The 15,392-nt window shown below is 67.2% G+C and carries 16 protein-coding genes and 2 tRNA genes; 4 read left to right on the top strand and 14 right to left on the bottom strand.

The features are described from left to right. Nucleotides 1-7: 7 nt before the first annotated feature. Nucleotides 8-415, bottom strand: coding sequence for a GlcG/HbpS family heme-binding protein (locus FN976_RS03780; RefSeq protein ID WP_145891134.1), 408 nt, complete (start codon nucleotides 413-415; stop codon nucleotides 8-10). A gap of 138 nt (nucleotides 416-553) precedes the next feature. Here FN976_RS03780 and FN976_RS03775 point away from each other — a divergent pair, with 138 nt between their 5' ends. Then, complete coding sequence (locus tag FN976_RS03775) at nucleotides 554-1,249, top strand: Bax inhibitor-1/YccA family protein (protein ID WP_145891132.1); 696 nt, start codon at nucleotides 554-556, stop codon at nucleotides 1,247-1,249. 42 nt (nucleotides 1,250-1,291) lie between these two features. On the opposite strand, the gene rlmD is transcribed toward FN976_RS03775, so the two are convergent. The 6 genes from rlmD to surE form a co-directional block, all read right to left on the bottom strand. Then, on the bottom strand, nucleotides 1,292-2,695 hold the full coding sequence (gene rlmD / locus FN976_RS03770) for a 23S rRNA (uracil(1939)-C(5))-methyltransferase RlmD (RefSeq protein WP_145891130.1): 1,404 nt from the start codon (nucleotides 2,693-2,695) through the stop codon (nucleotides 1,292-1,294). Nucleotides 2,696-2,707: 12 nt separating this feature from the next. Further along, nucleotides 2,708-3,493, bottom strand: a complete 786-nt coding sequence (locus tag FN976_RS03765) for a 3'-5' exonuclease (RefSeq protein ID WP_145891128.1) — start codon at nucleotides 3,491-3,493, stop codon at nucleotides 2,708-2,710. A gap of 114 nt (nucleotides 3,494-3,607) precedes the next feature. Beyond that, nucleotides 3,608-4,546 (bottom strand): RNA polymerase sigma factor RpoS, encoded by a 939-nt coding sequence (gene rpoS, locus FN976_RS03760; RefSeq protein WP_145891466.1) that lies wholly within the window; start codon nucleotides 4,544-4,546, stop codon nucleotides 3,608-3,610. 73 nt (nucleotides 4,547-4,619) lie between these two features. Then, nucleotides 4,620-5,507 carry a peptidoglycan DD-metalloendopeptidase family protein gene (locus FN976_RS03755; protein ID WP_255440124.1) on the bottom strand — a complete coding sequence of 296 codons (888 nt, stop codon included), beginning with the start codon at nucleotides 5,505-5,507 and terminating at the stop codon, nucleotides 4,620-4,622. An 11-nt stretch (nucleotides 5,508-5,518) separates the two neighbouring features. After that, on the bottom strand, nucleotides 5,519-6,280 hold the full coding sequence (locus FN976_RS03750; protein ID WP_145891124.1) for a protein-L-isoaspartate(D-aspartate) O-methyltransferase: 762 nt from the start codon (nucleotides 6,278-6,280) through the stop codon (nucleotides 5,519-5,521). After that, complete coding sequence (gene surE, locus FN976_RS03745) at nucleotides 6,277-7,050, bottom strand: 5'/3'-nucleotidase SurE (protein WP_145891122.1); 774 nt, start codon at nucleotides 7,048-7,050, stop codon at nucleotides 6,277-6,279. The genes FN976_RS03750 and surE overlap by 4 nt, the downstream gene beginning before the upstream one ends. Nucleotides 7,051-7,147: 97 nt before the next feature. Between surE and FN976_RS03740 the strand changes: the two genes are divergently transcribed. Then, entirely contained in the window at nucleotides 7,148-8,137 is a 990-nt protein-coding gene (locus FN976_RS03740; protein WP_145891120.1) for an NADPH:quinone oxidoreductase family protein, read from the top strand. A gap of 32 nt (nucleotides 8,138-8,169) precedes the next feature. Next, nucleotides 8,170-8,245 (top strand) — tRNA-His (locus FN976_RS03735). A gap of 62 nt (nucleotides 8,246-8,307) precedes the next feature. On the opposite strand, the gene FN976_RS03730 is transcribed toward FN976_RS03735, so the two are convergent. The 5 genes from FN976_RS03730 to FN976_RS03710 form a co-directional block, all read right to left on the bottom strand. Then, nucleotides 8,308-10,230, bottom strand: coding sequence for a SurA N-terminal domain-containing protein (locus FN976_RS03730; RefSeq protein ID WP_145891118.1), 1,923 nt, complete (start codon nucleotides 10,228-10,230; stop codon nucleotides 8,308-8,310). Nucleotides 10,231-10,282: 52 nt separating this feature from the next. Continuing rightward, nucleotides 10,283-10,358, bottom strand: a tRNA-Val gene (locus FN976_RS03725). Nucleotides 10,359-10,377: 19 nt separating this feature from the next. Then, on the bottom strand, nucleotides 10,378-10,878 hold the full coding sequence (locus FN976_RS29830; protein WP_255440103.1) for an HU family DNA-binding protein: 501 nt from the start codon (nucleotides 10,876-10,878) through the stop codon (nucleotides 10,378-10,380). A 73-nt stretch (nucleotides 10,879-10,951) separates the two neighbouring features. Further along, the gene (locus tag FN976_RS03715) at nucleotides 10,952-12,037 is read right to left on the bottom strand and encodes a tartrate dehydrogenase (protein ID WP_145891114.1); all 1,086 of its coding nucleotides are present in this window, start codon (nucleotides 12,035-12,037) and stop codon (nucleotides 10,952-10,954) included. Beyond that, on the bottom strand, nucleotides 12,034-12,918 hold the full coding sequence (locus FN976_RS03710) for an alpha/beta fold hydrolase (RefSeq protein WP_145891112.1): 885 nt from the start codon (nucleotides 12,916-12,918) through the stop codon (nucleotides 12,034-12,036). Before FN976_RS03710 ends, FN976_RS03715 begins: the two co-directional genes overlap by 4 nt. Nucleotides 12,919-12,984: 66 nt before the next feature. On the opposite strand from FN976_RS03710, the gene FN976_RS03705 reads away from it, so the two are divergent. Next, a complete protein-coding gene (locus tag FN976_RS03705; RefSeq protein WP_145891110.1) occupies nucleotides 12,985-13,965 on the top strand; it encodes a LysR family transcriptional regulator in 981 nt (326 codons plus the stop codon). On the opposite strand, the gene FN976_RS03700 is transcribed toward FN976_RS03705, so the two are convergent. Then, nucleotides 13,919-14,800, bottom strand: a complete 882-nt coding sequence (locus tag FN976_RS03700; protein WP_145891108.1) for a DMT family transporter — start codon at nucleotides 14,798-14,800, stop codon at nucleotides 13,919-13,921. The two genes, FN976_RS03705 and FN976_RS03700, sit on opposite strands and share 47 nt — an antisense overlap. Before the next feature lie 10 nt (nucleotides 14,801-14,810). Continuing rightward, nucleotides 14,811-15,380 carry a CDP-diacylglycerol--glycerol-3-phosphate 3-phosphatidyltransferase gene (pgsA, locus tag FN976_RS03695; protein WP_145891106.1) on the bottom strand — a complete coding sequence of 190 codons (570 nt, stop codon included), beginning with the start codon at nucleotides 15,378-15,380 and terminating at the stop codon, nucleotides 14,811-14,813. Nucleotides 15,381-15,392: the final 12 nt, after the last annotated feature.

The raw sequence follows: 15,392 nt of genomic DNA, 5'->3' as shown, positions 1-15,392 counted from the left end.
GGCTTTTTTAGAGGCCGAGCGCAGCGATGCCGGCCCGCGCGATCTGGGCGTCCTCGGTGGATTTCACGCCGCTCACGCCCACGGCGCCCAGGCACTGGCCGTCTTTCAGGACCGGCACGCCGCCTTCCAGCAGGCCTTCCAGGCCGGGCGCGCTCAGGAACGACACCCTTCCGCCATTGATCATGTCCTCGTAGACCTTGCTCTCGCGGCGGCCCAGCGCCGCCGTCCGGGCCTTGGCCGGCGCGATCTGGGCCGAAATCGGCGCGGCGCCATCCAGGCGCTGCAGCCAGAGCAGGTGGCCACCGTCATCGACGATGGCGATGCTCACGGCCCACTGGTTTTTCAGCGCTTCGGCCTCGGCGGCGGCGGCGATGGCCTTGACGTCGGCCAGTTCCAGGGTGGCTTTGTTCTTCATGCTGGGGCGTTTCGCGGGGAAAGCGACAAGCATAACGCCCCGGAACTACGCCGATTGGCGGATACCCCTTGCCAACCCAGCCTTGAACCAACCTAGAATGCGCCCATCTAACTGCCTGAAGGCAAAGGAGGCCTAACCATGACCGACCACGTCCAAGACACCAACCTAGACTACGGCAACGCAGTCTCGTCGCAGGAAACGCGCAACCGTGTCCTGCGAAACACGTACTGGCTGCTGGCCCTCAGCCTGATCCCCACCGTGCTCGGCGCGTGGATCGGCGTGGCGACCGGCATCACCCGCGGACTTTCCGGCGGGCTGGGCCTGATCGTCTTCCTGGGCGGCGCCTTCGGCTTCATGTACGCCATCCACAAGACCAAGGATTCAGCGGCCGGCGTGCCCATCCTGCTGGCCTTCACTTTCTTCATGGGCCTGATGCTGTCCCGGCTGATCGCCGCGGTGCTCGGCCTGAACAACGGCGCCAGCCTGGTCATGACGGCCTTCGGCGGCACCGCCGGCGTGTTCTTCGTGATGGCCAGCGTCGCGTCGGTGATCAAGCGCGACATTTCCGGCATGGGCAAGTGGCTGTTCGTCGGCGCGCTGGTGGTGCTGGTGGGCGGCATCATCAACGTGTTCGTCGGCTCGTCGATGGGCATGCTGGTCATCAGCACGCTGTGCGTCGGCATCTTCAGCCTGTACATGCTGTACGACCTGAAGCAGATCATCGACGGCGGCGAGACCAACTACATCACCGCCACCCTGGCGCTGTACCTGGACATCTTCAACGTGTTCCAGAGCCTGCTGGCGATCCTGGGACTCACCAGCGGTGACGACTGATCTGCGCCTGACCTGAAAAAGCGGGGCCTTCGGGCCCCGTTTTCATTGCGGCTCCAAGTCGAACACCGCCATCGACTCCACGTGCGCGGTGTGAGGAAACATGTTCACCACGCCCGCCGCGCTGCAGCGGTAGCCGCCCTGGTGCACCAGCAGGCCGGCGTCGCGCGCCAGCGTGGCCGGGTTGCAGCTCACGTAGACGATCCGCTTCGGCGGTGCCCAGGCGCCGCGCAGGGCAGCATCCTGGTGCAAGTCGGCGACCGCTTTGGCCAGCGCGAATGCGCCTTCGCGCGGCGGATCCACCAGCCAGCGGTCGGCCGTACCGTCCGCCACCAGTTGTTGCGGGGTCATCTCGAACAGGTTGCGGGCCGCGAAGGTGGTCGGCGCCAATGGCGCAGTGCCCCGCCCGACCTGGTTGAAGGCCAGGTTCTCGCGTGAGCGCGCCACCAGCGCCTCGCTGCCTTCGATGCCGAGCACCTCGCCCGCGCGGGTGGCCAGCGGCAAGGTGAAGTTGCCGAGGCCGCAGAACCAGTCGATCACCCGCTCGCCGCGCTCGACCCCCAGCAGGCGCACCGCGCGGTCCACCAGGACGCGGTTGATGTGCGGGTTGACCTGCGTGAAGTCGGTGGGCCGGAACGGCATGGTGATGCCGAACTCAGGGAGCGCGTAGGAAAGCTCAGGGCCGCCCTCGTCCAGCAGGCGCACCGTGTCCGGGCCCTTGGGCTGCAGCCACCACTGCACGCCCGCGTGCTCCGCGGCGAAAGCGCGCAGCTTCGCGAGGTCGCCGGCACTCAGGGGTTCCAGGTGGCGCAGCACCAGCGCCGTCACCGTGTCGCCGCAGGCCAGTTCGATCTGCGGGCAGGTTTCGATGGCGTCCATGGCACCGATGAGGGCGCGCAGCGGCAGCAGCAAGGCGCTGACATGAGGCGGCACGACATGGCATTCGCGGATGTCGGCCACGTAGCGGCTCTTGCGCTCATGGAAACCGACCAGCACCGCGCCCTTCTTGCGCACGTGGCGCACGCTGAAACGGGCCCGCCAGCGGTACCCCCAGGCCGGCCCTTCGATCGCCGGCAGCACCACGTCGGGCTTCACCTTGCCCAGGTGCCACAAGTTGTCTTCGAGCACCCGCTGCTTGATCGCCACCTGTGCGCCTGCGTGGAGGTGCTGCATCTTGCAGCCCCCGCAGGCGCCCTCGTGCAGCCCGAAGTGCGGGCAACGCGGCCGCACCCGTTGCGCAGACTGCTCGTGCACGGCGAGCAGCGACGCCTGCTCCCAGTTGTTCTTCTTGCGGTGCACGTTGGCCGTCACCCATTCGCCGGGCAGCGCGCCATCGACGAACACCACCTTGCCATCTTCGCGGCGCGCGACGCCCTGGGCGTCGATGTCGAGGGATTCGATCTTCAGCCAGCCGGCCGGGCGAACCCCTGCCTTCTTCTCTTCGGTCATGCCCGGATTGTCTCAGCCCCAGGCCGCGAGGTATTCCTGCCAGTGCGGCTCGGCCGGCGCCAGTGCGGCCAACGACTGCTTGACCAGCACGACCTCCTGCTCGTATTCGGCTTCGGTGAAGCCGCCACGCATCTTCTGGAAGCGGCAATACACCAGGTAGGTGTTCATCACGTCCGTCTCGCAATAGCGGCGGATGTCCTCCAGCTGGCCGGCCTGGTAGGCGGCGTAGACCTGCGAGCCGTCCATGCCCAGCTTGCCAGGGAATCCGCACAGCTTGGCCATGGCGTCGAGCGGCGCATTGGCGCGCGGCTGGTACATGGCCAGCAGGTCCATCAGGTCGAGGTGCCGCATGTGGTACCGCCCGATGTAGTTGTTCCACTTGAAGTCGCGGTCGTCCTCGCCCATGTCCCAGTACTTGTTGGCGACCACGCCGTGGCGCAGGCCGCGGTAGTGCAGCACGGGCAGGTCGAAGCCCCCGCCGTTCCAGCTGACCAGCTGCGGCATGTGCTTCTCCAGCCGGTTGAAGAAGCTCTGGATCACCTTGCCCTCGCTGGCACCGTCACGGTCCACGAACGAATGGACATGCAAGCCCTCCGCGTTGCGGAAGACGCAGCTGATCACCAGCACGCGTTGCAGGTGATGCGGCATGAAGTCGCTCTGCTTCTTTTCCTCGCGCTCCTTCACCCAACCGGCGTAGACCTCGGTATCGGGGAGCTCGGCCGGTGCGCCGCGCAGCACGCGCAGACCCGCGATGTCGGGAATGGATTCAATGTCGAAAACGAGAACGGGCCAGGCCATGCATGCGACTTTATCAGTCGCATGCATGGCCTGGCCTGCGGCCGCGTCAGGAGACCCCCTCCCCGCCCTCCCCCTGAGGGGGAGGGAGAAAAGCCCGCCGGTCGCCTCGGCGACCTAAAAAAGCGCCTCTTTGTTGATTCCGCTTCGGACCATTTGACGTTTCAGCTTCACCAGCGCTTCGTTCTGGATCTGCCGCACGCGTTCACGCGTGAGCCCGAGGCGGTCGCTGAGCACCTCGAGCGTTTCCGGCTCGCGGTCGTGCAACCCGAAGCGGCCCTCCAGCACTTCCTTCTCCCGATAAGGCAGCGCCTCGAGCCAGCTGTTGAGGAGGCGCTCGACCTCGTGGTTCTGCGTGACCCCCGTCGGATCCAGCGTGATTTCGTCGGCCATGTGATCGCCGAGGGTGTGTTCGTCGTCGGAGCGCTCCATCACCGCATCGAGCGACTTCGGCGTCTCCGCCATCGCGAGGAGCTGGGCGACCTCCTGCACGTCCCGGCCCAGCAGCGCCGCGACGTCCTCGACGCGCACACCCTCGCCTTCCACACCACCGCGCGTGGCGGCGAACGCCGGGTCGTTCTCCAGCGTGCGGCGGGCGCGCAGCACCTGCTGCAGCTCCCGCACCACGTGCACCGGCAGGCGGATCACCCGCCCCTGGTTCATGACGGCGCGCTCCACGGCTTGCCGGATCCACCAGGTCGCGTAGGTCGAAAAGCGGAAGCCGCGCTCCGGCTCGAACTTGTCGATGGCATGCATCAGGCCCAGGTTGCCCTCCTCGATGAGGTCGGACAGGGGAACGCCACGGCCCAGGTAGCCCTTGGCGATGCTGACGACCAGGCGCAGGTTGTGCTCGATCATCGATTGGCGCGCCTGGAAGTCGCCCGCGCGGGCCCGCGTGGCGGTTTCGAATTCTTCCTGCGGCGTGAACAAGGTCGTGCGGCGCACCTCGCGCAGGTACAACGTCAGCGTATCGCTGGACTCGCCGTAGACCTCGGCCGGGATGTCCCTCAACTGCGCTTCGGGCACCGCTGGGGCATTCGCCTCCGGCTCATCCATGGGAGCGCCATCCGCGTCCGCCCGGGCGCCCTCGGGCGTCGGTGGGGTGGACGCTGCGCGCCGCTTCATGCAGCTACCTGGGCGGGAGGTACCGTGTTGGATCGACCGGCTTGCCCTGCCGGCGGATTTCAAAGTGCAGTTTCACGCGGTCCGTGTCGCTGGACCCCATCTCCGCGATCTTCTGGCCCTTGCGCACCGCCTGGTCTTCCTTCACCAGCAGGGACTGGTTGTGCGCGTAGGCGGTGAGATAGGTGTTGTTGTGCTTCAGGATGATGAGGTTGCCGTACCCGCGCAGGCCCGCGCCCGCATAGACGACGCGGCCGTCGGCGGCGGCGAGCACCGGGTCACCGACCTTGCCGCCGATGTCCACGCCCTTGTTCTTCTGCTCGTCGAAACCGGCGAGCACGGCGGCCCCCGAACCCGTGGGCCAGGCGAAGTTGACCTCGTCGTCGCCCGGGGCGACCGGCGGCGTGTTCACGGGCAGGGTCGGCGCGGCAGCCGTCACGGTGCCGCGCGGGCTGCTGGCCGCGGCTGACGCGGGGGGCAAGGGCGCGGTGGAAGCGGAAGCAGGCGCGACCGGACGCGTCACCACGCCATCGGCGGTGGCGACTGCCGCCGCGACGGGCGGCTGCACGCGCAGCACCTGGCCCGTTTCGATGAGGTTGGGATTGTCGAGGTTGTTCCAGCGCGCGATGTCGCGCCAGTTCTGCCCGTTCTCCAGCCCGATCCGGATGATGGTGTCACCCGGCTTCACGGTGTAGTACCCAGGCTTGCCCGCATTCTCCGCACCCGGGAGCTTTGGCGGTTCGGGCGTCGCGACCGCCGGCGCGGGCGCCACGCGCATGCCCGTGCGGTCCTCGACGGGGGCGGGCGTGCGGCTGGGGGAGGCGCACGCACCCAGCAGCGCGCTGGCCACCAGGGCCAAGGCCAAGTCGAATCGGCGCGAACGCGGCATCTGCATCGTTTCCATCTTCAGGCAATGCCTGATTTTAGGGGGACAAAGTGAACCGTCTCAAGAACAGTTTGCCTGACCTGGAGCGGCGTCTTTTCAACCAGCACCAGGGCTTGCTGCCCCGTCGCCAGCACCGTGGGCGCGATGATGCGCCCGCCGACCGCCAGCTGATCCACCCAGGCGGCAGGCACCGCCTCGCCGCCGGCCGCCGCGATGATGGCGGCATAGGGCGCCCCCTTCGGGTAGCCCAGCATGCCGTCACCGAACAGCAGGTGCACGTTGGCCAGGCGGAAAGTGCGGAGGTTCTCGCGTGCCTTCTCATGCAGGCCGCGCAGGCGTTCCACACTATAGACCTCGGTCGCCACGCGGCTCAGCACCGCCGCCTGGTAGCCGCAACCGGTGCCGATTTCCAGCACGCGGCCGAGCCGCCCTTGTGTGCCCGCCAGCAGCAGTTCGATCATGCGCGCGACAACGCTGGGCTTGGAGATGGTCTGCCCCAGGCCGATCGGCAGGCTGGTGTCTTCGTAGGCCTGGTTGACCAGTGCGCTGTCGACGAAGCGATGGCGTTCCACGGTGCCGAGCGCTTCGAGCACGCGCGCATCGATGATGCCCTGCGCCGCGATCCGCTGCACCATGCGAGCGCGGATGGCGTGCGAGTCGAGGCCCAGGCCGGTGGGCGTTGGCGATTGCACGGCAGACTGCGCGACGGGGGCCCGCGCGCGCGGCGCCTGTCCGAGCGGCCCTTGGTCGAAGCGCGCCGGAAACCCGGGCCGGCGCGTCATTGCCCGCCTTGCTGCGGCGGCATCCGGCCGGCGGTCTGCGCCCATTCGCGCAGCGCATCGTGGTCGGTCAGATCCACCTTGAGTGGCGTGATTGTCGGGTGGCCCTGCAGGGCGGCGTGGAAATCGGTGCCTTCCGCGTCGTCCTTCGCGGCACCCGCACCACCGATCCAGTACATCACGTCGCCCCGCGGGCTGGTCTGCGAGATCACCTTCTCGGCCGCGTGGCGGCGGCCCAGGCGGCAAACCTTGAACGGCTTCAATTCCTCATACGGAAGATTGGGGATGTTCACGTTCAACAGCCATGTGGGCTGGTCGGTCTTGCGCTCCGCCAGCAGGTACTGCACCAGCTCGCGTGCCTTGCGCGCGGCCGTGTCGAGGTGGGCCCACCCCTTCTGCGTCTGCGAGAAGGCGATGGCCGGCGCACCGAACAGGTAGCCTTCCATGGCGGCGCCGACCGTGCCCGAATAGATGGTGTCGTCGCCCATGTTGGCGCCGTTGTTGATGCCACTCACGACGAGATCCGGCATGTACCCGAGCAGGCCCGTGAGCGCGATGTGCACGCAGTCGGCCGGCGTGCCGTTGACGTAGCGGAATCCGTTGGGCGCGATGTTCACGTAAAGCGGCGCGTTCAGCGTGAGCGCGTTCGACTTGGCGCTGTTGTTGTGCTCGGGCGCCACCACCTCGACCTCGCCCAGGTCCTTGATGGCGTCGTACAGGGCGACGATGCCCGGCGCCTGGTAGCCATCGTCGTTGGAGAGCAGGATCTTCATCGGTGGCCCATTGTAGGCACGCGGCGGTCACGGCAGAGACAACGGGCCGCCGCGCGGCTGCCTATGATGGCGCCAACTGTTTTCCTGGAGAGTGGACATGCATGCCTGGCTTTGCGAGAACCCCGTCGGCGTCGACGCGCTGCAATGGAAGGAACTGCCGACCCCCGAGCCCAAGGCCGGTGAGGTGCTGGTGGAGATCAAGGCGGCCAGCCTGAATTTCCCCGACCTGCTGATCGTGCAGAACAAGTACCAGATGAAGCCGCCGCTGCCCTTCGTGCCTGGCTCAGAGTATGCAGGCGTGGTCGCGGCGGTCGGTGAAGGCGTCACGCAACTGAAGGTGGGTCAGTCCGTCGCCTGCCTCGCCGGCACCGGCGGCTTCGGCACCCACACCATCGCCGAGGCGGCACGCTGCATGCCGCTGCCGGCCGGCTTCAGCCACGTGGATGCCGCGGCGTTCATCATGATCTATGCAACCTCCCACCACGCGCTGGTCGATCGCGCGCAGTTGAAGGCCGGTGAAACGGTGCTGGTGCTCGGCGCCGCGGGCGGCGTCGGAACGTCCGCCATCCAGATCGCCAAGGCGATGGGCGCGCGCGTCATCGCCGCCGCGTCCACCGACGAGAAATGCGCGCTGTGCAAGGAGATCGGCGCGGACGCGACCATCAACTACACGACGCACGCCGTGCCGAATGCTTTCCGTGAAGCGATCAAGGCCGCGACCGACGGCAAGGGCCCGGACGTCATCTATGACCCCGTGGGCGGCGACTTCGCGGAGCCGGCTTTCCGCTCCATCGCCTGGCGCGGGCGTTACCTGGTGGTCGGTTTCGCCTCCGGCCCGATCCCGAGCCTGCCGCTCAACCTGACACTGCTGAAGGGTGCCTCGCTGGTCGGCGTGTTCTGGGGCGACTTCGCGCGGCGTGAACCCAAGGCCAACGCCGCGATGATGGGCGAACTGGCCCAGTGGTACGCGCAGGGCAAGGTCAAGCCGGTGATCGACCGCACCATGCCGATGGCCGAGTTGAAGGCCGCGTACGCGCACATGGGTTCACGCGGCGTCAAGGGCAAGCTGGTGATGGTCAACGAGTAGCACGCAAGCCCGCTATAATGGCGGGCTCTACGGTGGCTGTAGCTCAGTTGGTAGAGTCCCAGATTGTGATTCTGGTTGTCGTGGGTTCGAGTCCCATCAGCCACCCCAGCAAGTTCTCCATGAAAAAAGCCGCGGGCTCCACCCGCGGCTTTTTTCATTGGCGTGCCGCGTTACTGCGCCGGCACGCCGTCCTTCGGCTTCGCCACCAGGATCTGCGCCTTGTACCGGTCCTTCAGCGTGTTGTAGTACGAAACCGCCTCGGCCGACGCCCAGGCCCGCAGGTACTGCTGCTGCTCCGCCTGGGCTTGTGCCGGCACCGGCGCTTCGCGCGGCAGCACCTTGTTGATCTTCAACACCGCATAGCCGTCAGCCCCCAGGTCGACCCCTGTGAATGCAGGGAGGGAAGCGGGGTCGACGCGCAATGCGGCCTCGATGATGGGACGCGGAACCTTGTCCACGTCCTGCCGTGAAAGTGGCCTGGCTTCGGAGATTTCGGAGGCAGCCGGGGCGGCCGCCTTCCACGCCGCCAGCTTGGCCTGGCCTTCCTTCTTCGCGAGTTCGGCAGCGCGTTCGGCGACCAGCTTCTCGCGCACCTGGGCCTTCACCTCGGCCAGCGGCCGGGCGCGCGCCGGGGTGTACTGGCTGATGCGCCCGGACACCATCTGGTTGGGCCCGACCTCCACCGCTTCGGTGTTGCGCTTGCGATCCACCGAGTCGGGAGCGAACAAGGCCGTCAGGAATTTGGGGTTGGCCAGCGGCCCGGTCGCGCCCGGCGCCGGCGTGCGCAAAACGTTGGTCGCACTCTTGATCTCGAGCTTGAGCTTGTCCGCCACCGGCTTCAGGCTGTCGGACTGCTCATAGACCGTGTTGCTGAAAGTGTCGGCCGCCTCGGCGTACTTGCGCGCCGCCTGCTGCTTTTTCAGGTCGGCTTCGAGCTGCGGCCGCATCTCCTCGAACGTGCGCTGAGCGGGCGTCTTCACATCCGTCACCTGGATGATGTGGTAGCCGAATTCGGTTTCCACCACGTCGCTGATCTCGCCCTCTTTCAGCTTGAACGCGGCGTCCTCGAACGGCTTGGTCATGGCGCCGCGCGCGAAGAAGTCGAGGTCGCCGCCCTGCTTGGCGGAGCCGGGATCCTGCGATTCCTTCTTGGCCACTTCCGCGAAGCTCGCCGGGTTCTTGCGCACCTGCGCCAGCAATTCGGCCGCCTTGGCCTTGGCCTTTTCCTTGTCGCCCGCTGATGCGGTCTTGCCCGCCGCCAGCAGGATGTGGCTGGCGCGGCGCTCTTCCTTGCTCGCCAGCTGCGCGGCATTCTGCTCGTAGTAGGTCTTCAGGTCCGCCTCGTTGAGCGTGATGCCCTTCTGGATGGCGGCGAGGTCCAGCATGACGTATTCGACGGCGGCCTGCTCCGGCGCCTGGAACAGCTGCGGGTTCGCCTTGTAGTAGGCCTCGATCTCAGCATCCGTCGGCTCCACCTTGGCCGCGAATTTCGCGGTCTCGAAGCGGGCCAGTTGCACCTCGCGCTTCTCGAAATAGCTGCCCAGCGAAACGTTCGCCTGCGCCGCCGGCGCGACGGCCGAAGCGCCCACGCCGACCAGCACCTGCCGCGTCGACAGGTCCCGGCGGATCTGCGACTCGAAGATTTCCGGCGTCATGCCCTGCGCCTGCAGCACCTGCCGGTAGCGCTCGATGTCCAGCTTGCCGTCCGGGCCGCGCAGCGACTGCACCAGTTCGTTGCGCTGCAGCTCGCGCGCCACGCGCTGGTCGGGCACGACCAATTGGGACTTCTCGGCCGCGGCGGCGAGCACGCGCTCGCGGACCACCTTCTCCAGCGTGCCGTACTTCGCCTGCGGCGAATCGAGCAGCTTGGCGTCGATGTTGGGCATCTGGGAACGGATGCGGTCGACTTCGATCTTGTGCGCGTTGTCCCATTCCTGCTGGGTGACCTCGCGCCCGTCCACCTTGGCGACGACCTCGCCTTTGTCATTGAAGCGGCTGTAGCCCTCGAGCCCGAACAGGACGAAGGACGGCACGATCAGGACGAACAGCAGGAGCTGCATCACCTTGGTGTGCTTGCGGACGAAATCAAACATGGATCAACTCGTTCAAAAAACCAAAAGGCGAACCCTCGGTTCGCCTTCTCGTTGGTGGGTGCTGACGGGTTCGAACCGCCGACCTACGCCTTGTAAGGGCGCCGCTCTACCAGCTGAGCTAAGCACCCCACCGGGGGGACCGGCCAATCAGTTCAGCGCATCTTTCAGCGCCTTGCCGGGACGGAACTTGGGTACCTTGGCAGCCTTGATTTTAATCGCAGCGCCGGTTCGGGGGTTGCGGCCGCTGCGGGCGGCCCGTTTGCCCACGGCGAAGGTGCCGAACCCGACCAGGGAAACCGAGCCGCCTTTTTTCAGCGTCGTCTTGATGGCGCCGATCATCGACTCCAGCGCGCGGGTGGCCGCGGCCTTGGAGATGTCGGCGTGCTTGGCGATGTGCTCGATCAGTTCGGTCTTGTTCACTTGGGAGGCCCCTCGTACGAATTGGTTGTGACAGTTGTCTCTTGAAAAATTTTGTCTCCCGGTTCCGGCGCGTCGCTGAGGGCGCAAAAAGGGCTGGAACGGGAGACTTTGTTCGCGGCCGCCAAGGCCACTGCGCCGATTAAAGCGATGGGCCGAAACCGTGTCAATACGACATGCGGCAATACAACACGCGGAGGCGGATTCTATAGTCAAAACGCTAGGCGCCATGCGGCCTGCGGGCCGATTTTCATGCGGCAGTGCGCCATGCCGCGCACATGTCGCGCGCGGTGCCCGCAATTGGTTACAGCGCTTCGGCGATCGCCCGCCCGAGGTCGGTCGTGCTCGCGCTGCCGCCGATGTCGCCCGTGCGGGGCGCACCGGATTGGGGATGCAGCACCTTCTCGATCGCGGCGAGGATCGCGTCGTGCGCCTCCTTGTGACCGAGGAATTCCAGCATCATCGCGCCGCACCAGATCTGCCCGATCGGGTTGGCGATGTTGCGCCCGGCGATGTCCGGCGCGGAGCCATGCACGGGTTCGAACAGCGAGGGAAATTTGCGGTCCGGGTTCAGGTTGGCACTCGGCGCGATGCCGATCGTGCCCGTGCAGGCCGGGCCCAGATCGCTCAGGATGTCGCCGAACAGGTTGCTCGCCACCACCACGTCGAAGAACTCCGGCCTTTGCACGAAGTGGGCGGTGAGGATGTCGATGTGGAACTTGTCCAGTCGGATGCCGGGGTACGCCTTGCCCATCTCGGCCACCCGTTCGTCCCAGTACGGCATGGTGATGGCGATGCCGTTCGACTTGGTGGCGCTCGTCAGGTGCTTCTTGGGCCGTGACTGCGCGAGCTCGAACGCGAACTTCAGCACGCGATCCACGCCGATGCGCGACATCACGGTCTCCTGCATGACGATTTCCCTTTCCGTGCCGGGATACATCCTTCCGCCGATGCTGCTGTACTCGCCCTCGGTGTTCTCGCGCACGATGTACATGTCGATCTCGCCGGGCTCGCGCCTGCTGCCGTCGCGCCGCACCACGGGGCAGACGATGCCCGGCATCAGCCGCGCGGGCCGCAGGTTCACGTACTGGTCGAAGTCGCGGCGAAACAGCAGCAGCGATCCCCAGAGCGAGACGTGGTCGGCGATCTTGTCGGGCCAGCCGACCGCGCCGAAGTAGATGGCGTCATGGCCGCCGATCTGGTCCTTCCAGTTGTCCGGCAGCATCTGCCCGTGCTTCTCGTAGTAGTCCCAGCTCGAGAAATCGAAATGGTCGAACGCCAGATCGATGCCGAACTTCCGCGCCGCGGCGTCGAGCACGCGGATGCCCTCGGGCATGACTTCCTTGCCGATGCCGTCGCCGGCGATCACTGCGATGCGCTTCTTGGTCAATTGGAACTCCTGAAGAATTGGAAAGCGTCGTTCAGCAGAAGGGCGGGCGCCTCTTCCGCGATGTAATGGCCGCAGGGAACGCTGCGGCCGGTGAATTCGTCAGCAGCATCGCGCCAGAGCGCGGCCACGTCGAAGTTGCGGCCGACCGCGCCATGCTCGCCCCACAGCACGCGCAACGGCTGGCGAAGCTTGCGGCCGGCGGCCGCGTCGGCCTCGTCATGCGTCAGGTCGATGCCGGCGCTGGCCCGGTAGTCGGCGCAGATCGCTGCGGCCGTACCCGGCAAGGAAGCGCAGCGCTCGTATTCGGCCAGCGCTTCCGGGGCGAAAGCCGCCAGGCCCGCATGCCGCGCGCCCATCACGTTGCGCACATAGCGCGCGGGATCCGATTCGATCAGCGCCTCGGGCAACGGCGGCGGCTGGATCAGGAAGAACCAGTGCCAGTAGGCGCGGGCAAAGGCCTCGTTGGTCTGGCGGTACATGGCGAGCGTCGGCGCGATGTCGAGCAGCAGCATGCGTTCAACCGCTGCAGGATGGTCCAGGGCCAGGCGATGCGCGACACGGGCCCCGCGGTCATGCGCGAGCACCTGGAAGCGCTGGTGCCCCAGGCTGCGCATCACGTGCAGCGCGTCCAGCGCCATTTCGCGCTTGCCGTAGGCCGCGTTCGCCTCGCCAGCTGGGGGCCGGCCCGAGTCCCCGTAGCCTCGCAGGTCCAGCAGCACCACTTCGAAGCGTTCCGCCAGGGCCGGAGCGACACGGTGCCACATGCAATGCGTCTGCGGATGCCCATGCAACAGCAGCAAGGGCGCGCCCTCCCCGGCCCGCCGGGCCATCAGCGCCACGCCTTCGCGTTCGCTCCGCAGGGTCTCGAATCCATCCAGCATGGCCGATTCTGGCATTGGCGGCGCGGCACCGGCAAGCAATAATGCGGCAATCGATTCTTTCCAGCCGTGCAGCAATCCAGCCCTGTCCTCGATCGTGCCGACCTCGAGCTGCTGCTCGCCATCCGCCAGCATGGCAGCCTGGCTGGGGCCGCGTCGGCGGCCAACGTCGTGCCCTCGGTCATCACCAAGCGGCTGGCTGGGCTGGAGGCGCGGCTGCGCGTCAAGCTGTTCCAACGGACCACGCGGCGCGTGACGGCCACGGCGGAAGGCGAAGCGTTGTGCGAGCGCGCGAGCGCGCTCGTCGCGGGCTTCCAGGCGCTGGAGGCGGAACTGCAGGAGCGGCGCAGCGATGCGGTCGGTCACATCCGCCTGGCTTCGACGTTCGGCTTCGGCCGCCTGTGGCTCGGACCGGCCCTGGCCGAATTCCAGGCTCTGCATCCCCGTCTGACGGTGCAGCTGCAATTGACGGAGCAGTTGCCGGACCTGGCAGTCGACGGTTACGACGGCGCCGTCTGGCTCTGGGCGGTGCAAGGTCAGCGGGCGTCCGAGTGGACCGGGCGGCGGCTGGCCCGCAACCAGCGCGTGCTCGTCGCGGCGCCCGACTACCTGCGCCGCCATGGCACGCCCGCTTCGATCGACGACCTCGCGAGCCATGACTGCCTGCTGGTCCGCGAGCACGAGCACCGCTTCGACGTCTGGCGGCTGCAGAAGGAACGCGACCGCAGCGAGGTGCGCGTGCGCGTGCAAGGCGCCCTGTCCAGCAATTCCGGCGAGCTGGTGCGCGACTGGTGCCTGGCCGGCCGCGGCATCATGCTGCGCAGCCTGTGGGACATCGCACCCGCGATTGCCGGCGGGCAGCTGGTACGCGTGCTCCCCGGCTACGCCATGGTCGACGCCGACATCCACTGGCTGGCGCCGCACAGCAATGCACTGCCGCGCCGCCTGCGCCTGCTCATCGACTTCCTGGTGGAACGTTTCCGGAGCGAGCCCTGGAAACTGCTCAAGCAGCCCGTGACCGGACGACCAGGCTCACGCCCACCGCCGTGAGCGCCATGCCCGCGATCGTGAGCACCGTGATCGGCTCGCCGAAGAGCGCCCAGGCCATGAGCGCCGTCGTGGGCGGCACGAGGTAGAGCAGGCTCGTGACCGCGGTGGCGGCACCGCGCTGGATCAAGAGGTAGAGCAGCGAACTGCCGCCAAGCGTGAGTGCGAGAACCGACCACGCCATCGCGCCGATCATCTCGCCGGTCCAACGCATCGCCTCCTGCTCCAGCAGCGCGAGCGGCAACGTCACCACGAAAGCGGCGGCGAGCTGGACGAGGTTGGCCGTGCGCACGTCGCAGGGCGCGACGAAGCGTTTCTGGTACAGCGTGCCGGCGGTGATCGCCAGCAGCGCGCCGCCCGCGAAAGCCAGGTTGAGCGGATGCACCTCCCCCAGCCCCAGCTTCTGCCATACCACGAGCAGCAAGCCAACGAGGCCCAGCGCCAGGCCGCCCCATTGCCGCCGCGCGACTTCGCCGCCGCGTGTCGATATCCAGATGGCCGTCAACACCGGCTGCAGGCCCACGAGCAAAGCCGCCAGCCCGGCGCCCATGCCCGACTTGACCGCGGCCCAGACGCCGCCGAGGTAGCCCGCATGCATCAGGACGCCGGTGACCGCGAGATGCGCGAGCTGGCGGCGGTCCTTCGGCCAGGCCGCGCGCGCCAGCAGCGCCCAGACCAGGAAACAGGCGACCGAGAGGGCGTAACGCATCGCCAGGAATTTCATCGGCGGCGAGTGCGGCATGCCGTAGCGCGCGACGATGAAGCCGGTGCTCCAGATCAGGACGAAGACGATCGGCATCGCCCGCACCATGGGGTCGGCCCGCGAGGCCTCGGTCATCGCACGAGCCTCAGTGCTTCACGCGCTTGCGGATTTCCGGCAAGGCCTTCTGCAGGTAATAGACCATCGACCAGACCGTCAGGACCGCGGAGATCCAGATCAGGCCCGTGCCCCAGATGCCGGTGTCGATCACGCCGAACAGCACGCCGTCGAACAGCAGGAAGGGGATGGCCACCATCTGCATGGTGGTCTTCACCTTGCCCAGCATGTGGACGGCCACGCTCTTGGACGCGCCGATCTGCGCCATCCACTCGCGCAGGGCGGAGATCGCGATCTCGCGGCCGATGATGATCAGCGCCACGAACACATCGGTGCGTTGCAGGTGCACCAGCACCAGCAGCGACGCGCACACCAGGAACTTGTCGGCCACCGGATCGAGGAAGGCGCCGAACGACGAGGCCTGGTTCAGCTTGCGCGCCAGGTAGCCGTCAAGCCAGTCGGTCAGCGCGAACACCACGAACATGACCGTGGCGATCAGGTTCTGCACGGGATGCGCAAGCCCCAGGTAGAACACGCCCACCAGCAGCGGGATCGCGATGATCCGCGTCCAGGTGAGGATGGTCGGGATCGTGAAGAACATGAGGCCCGATTC

Source organism: Caenimonas sedimenti (assembly GCF_007833165.1).
Taxonomy (GTDB): domain Bacteria; phylum Pseudomonadota; class Gammaproteobacteria; order Burkholderiales; family Burkholderiaceae_C; genus Ramlibacter; species Ramlibacter sedimenti.
This window is presented reverse-complemented; position numbering and strand designations above follow the sequence as displayed.

Excerpts from the sequence above, each read along its gene's own strand:
- surE (WP_145891122.1), bottom strand. The coding sequence starts at position 7,050 with ATGAAGATCCTGCTCTCCAACGACGATGGCTACCAGGCGCCGGGCATC.
- FN976_RS29830 (WP_255440103.1), bottom strand. The coding sequence starts at position 10,878 with ATGGCGCCTAGCGTTTTGACTATAGAATCCGCCTCCGCGTGTTGTATT.
- FN976_RS03710 (WP_145891112.1), bottom strand. The coding sequence starts at position 12,918 with ATGCTGGATGGATTCGAGACCCTGCGGAGCGAACGCGAAGGCGTGGCG.
- FN976_RS03775 (WP_145891132.1), top strand. The coding sequence starts at position 554 with ATGACCGACCACGTCCAAGACACCAACCTAGACTACGGCAACGCAGTC.
- FN976_RS03730 (WP_145891118.1), bottom strand. The coding sequence starts at position 10,230 with ATGTTTGATTTCGTCCGCAAGCACACCAAGGTGATGCAGCTCCTGCTG.
- rpoS (WP_145891466.1), bottom strand. The coding sequence starts at position 4,546 with ATGGATGAGCCGGAGGCGAATGCCCCAGCGGTGCCCGAAGCGCAGTTG.
- FN976_RS03750 (WP_145891124.1), bottom strand. The coding sequence starts at position 6,280 with ATGACGCGCCGGCCCGGGTTTCCGGCGCGCTTCGACCAAGGGCCGCTC.
- FN976_RS03780 (WP_145891134.1), bottom strand. The coding sequence starts at position 415 with ATGAAGAACAAAGCCACCCTGGAACTGGCCGACGTCAAGGCCATCGCC.
- FN976_RS03755 (WP_255440124.1), bottom strand. The coding sequence starts at position 5,507 with ATGCAGATGCCGCGTTCGCGCCGATTCGACTTGGCCTTGGCCCTGGTG.
- FN976_RS03740 (WP_145891120.1), top strand. The coding sequence starts at position 7,148 with ATGCATGCCTGGCTTTGCGAGAACCCCGTCGGCGTCGACGCGCTGCAA.
- FN976_RS03700 (WP_145891108.1), bottom strand. The coding sequence starts at position 14,800 with ATGACCGAGGCCTCGCGGGCCGACCCCATGGTGCGGGCGATGCCGATC.
- FN976_RS03765 (WP_145891128.1), bottom strand. The coding sequence starts at position 3,493 with ATGGCCTGGCCCGTTCTCGTTTTCGACATTGAATCCATTCCCGACATC.
- pgsA (WP_145891106.1), bottom strand. The coding sequence starts at position 15,380 with ATGTTCTTCACGATCCCGACCATCCTCACCTGGACGCGGATCATCGCG.
- rlmD (WP_145891130.1), bottom strand. The coding sequence starts at position 2,695 with ATGACCGAAGAGAAGAAGGCAGGGGTTCGCCCGGCCGGCTGGCTGAAG.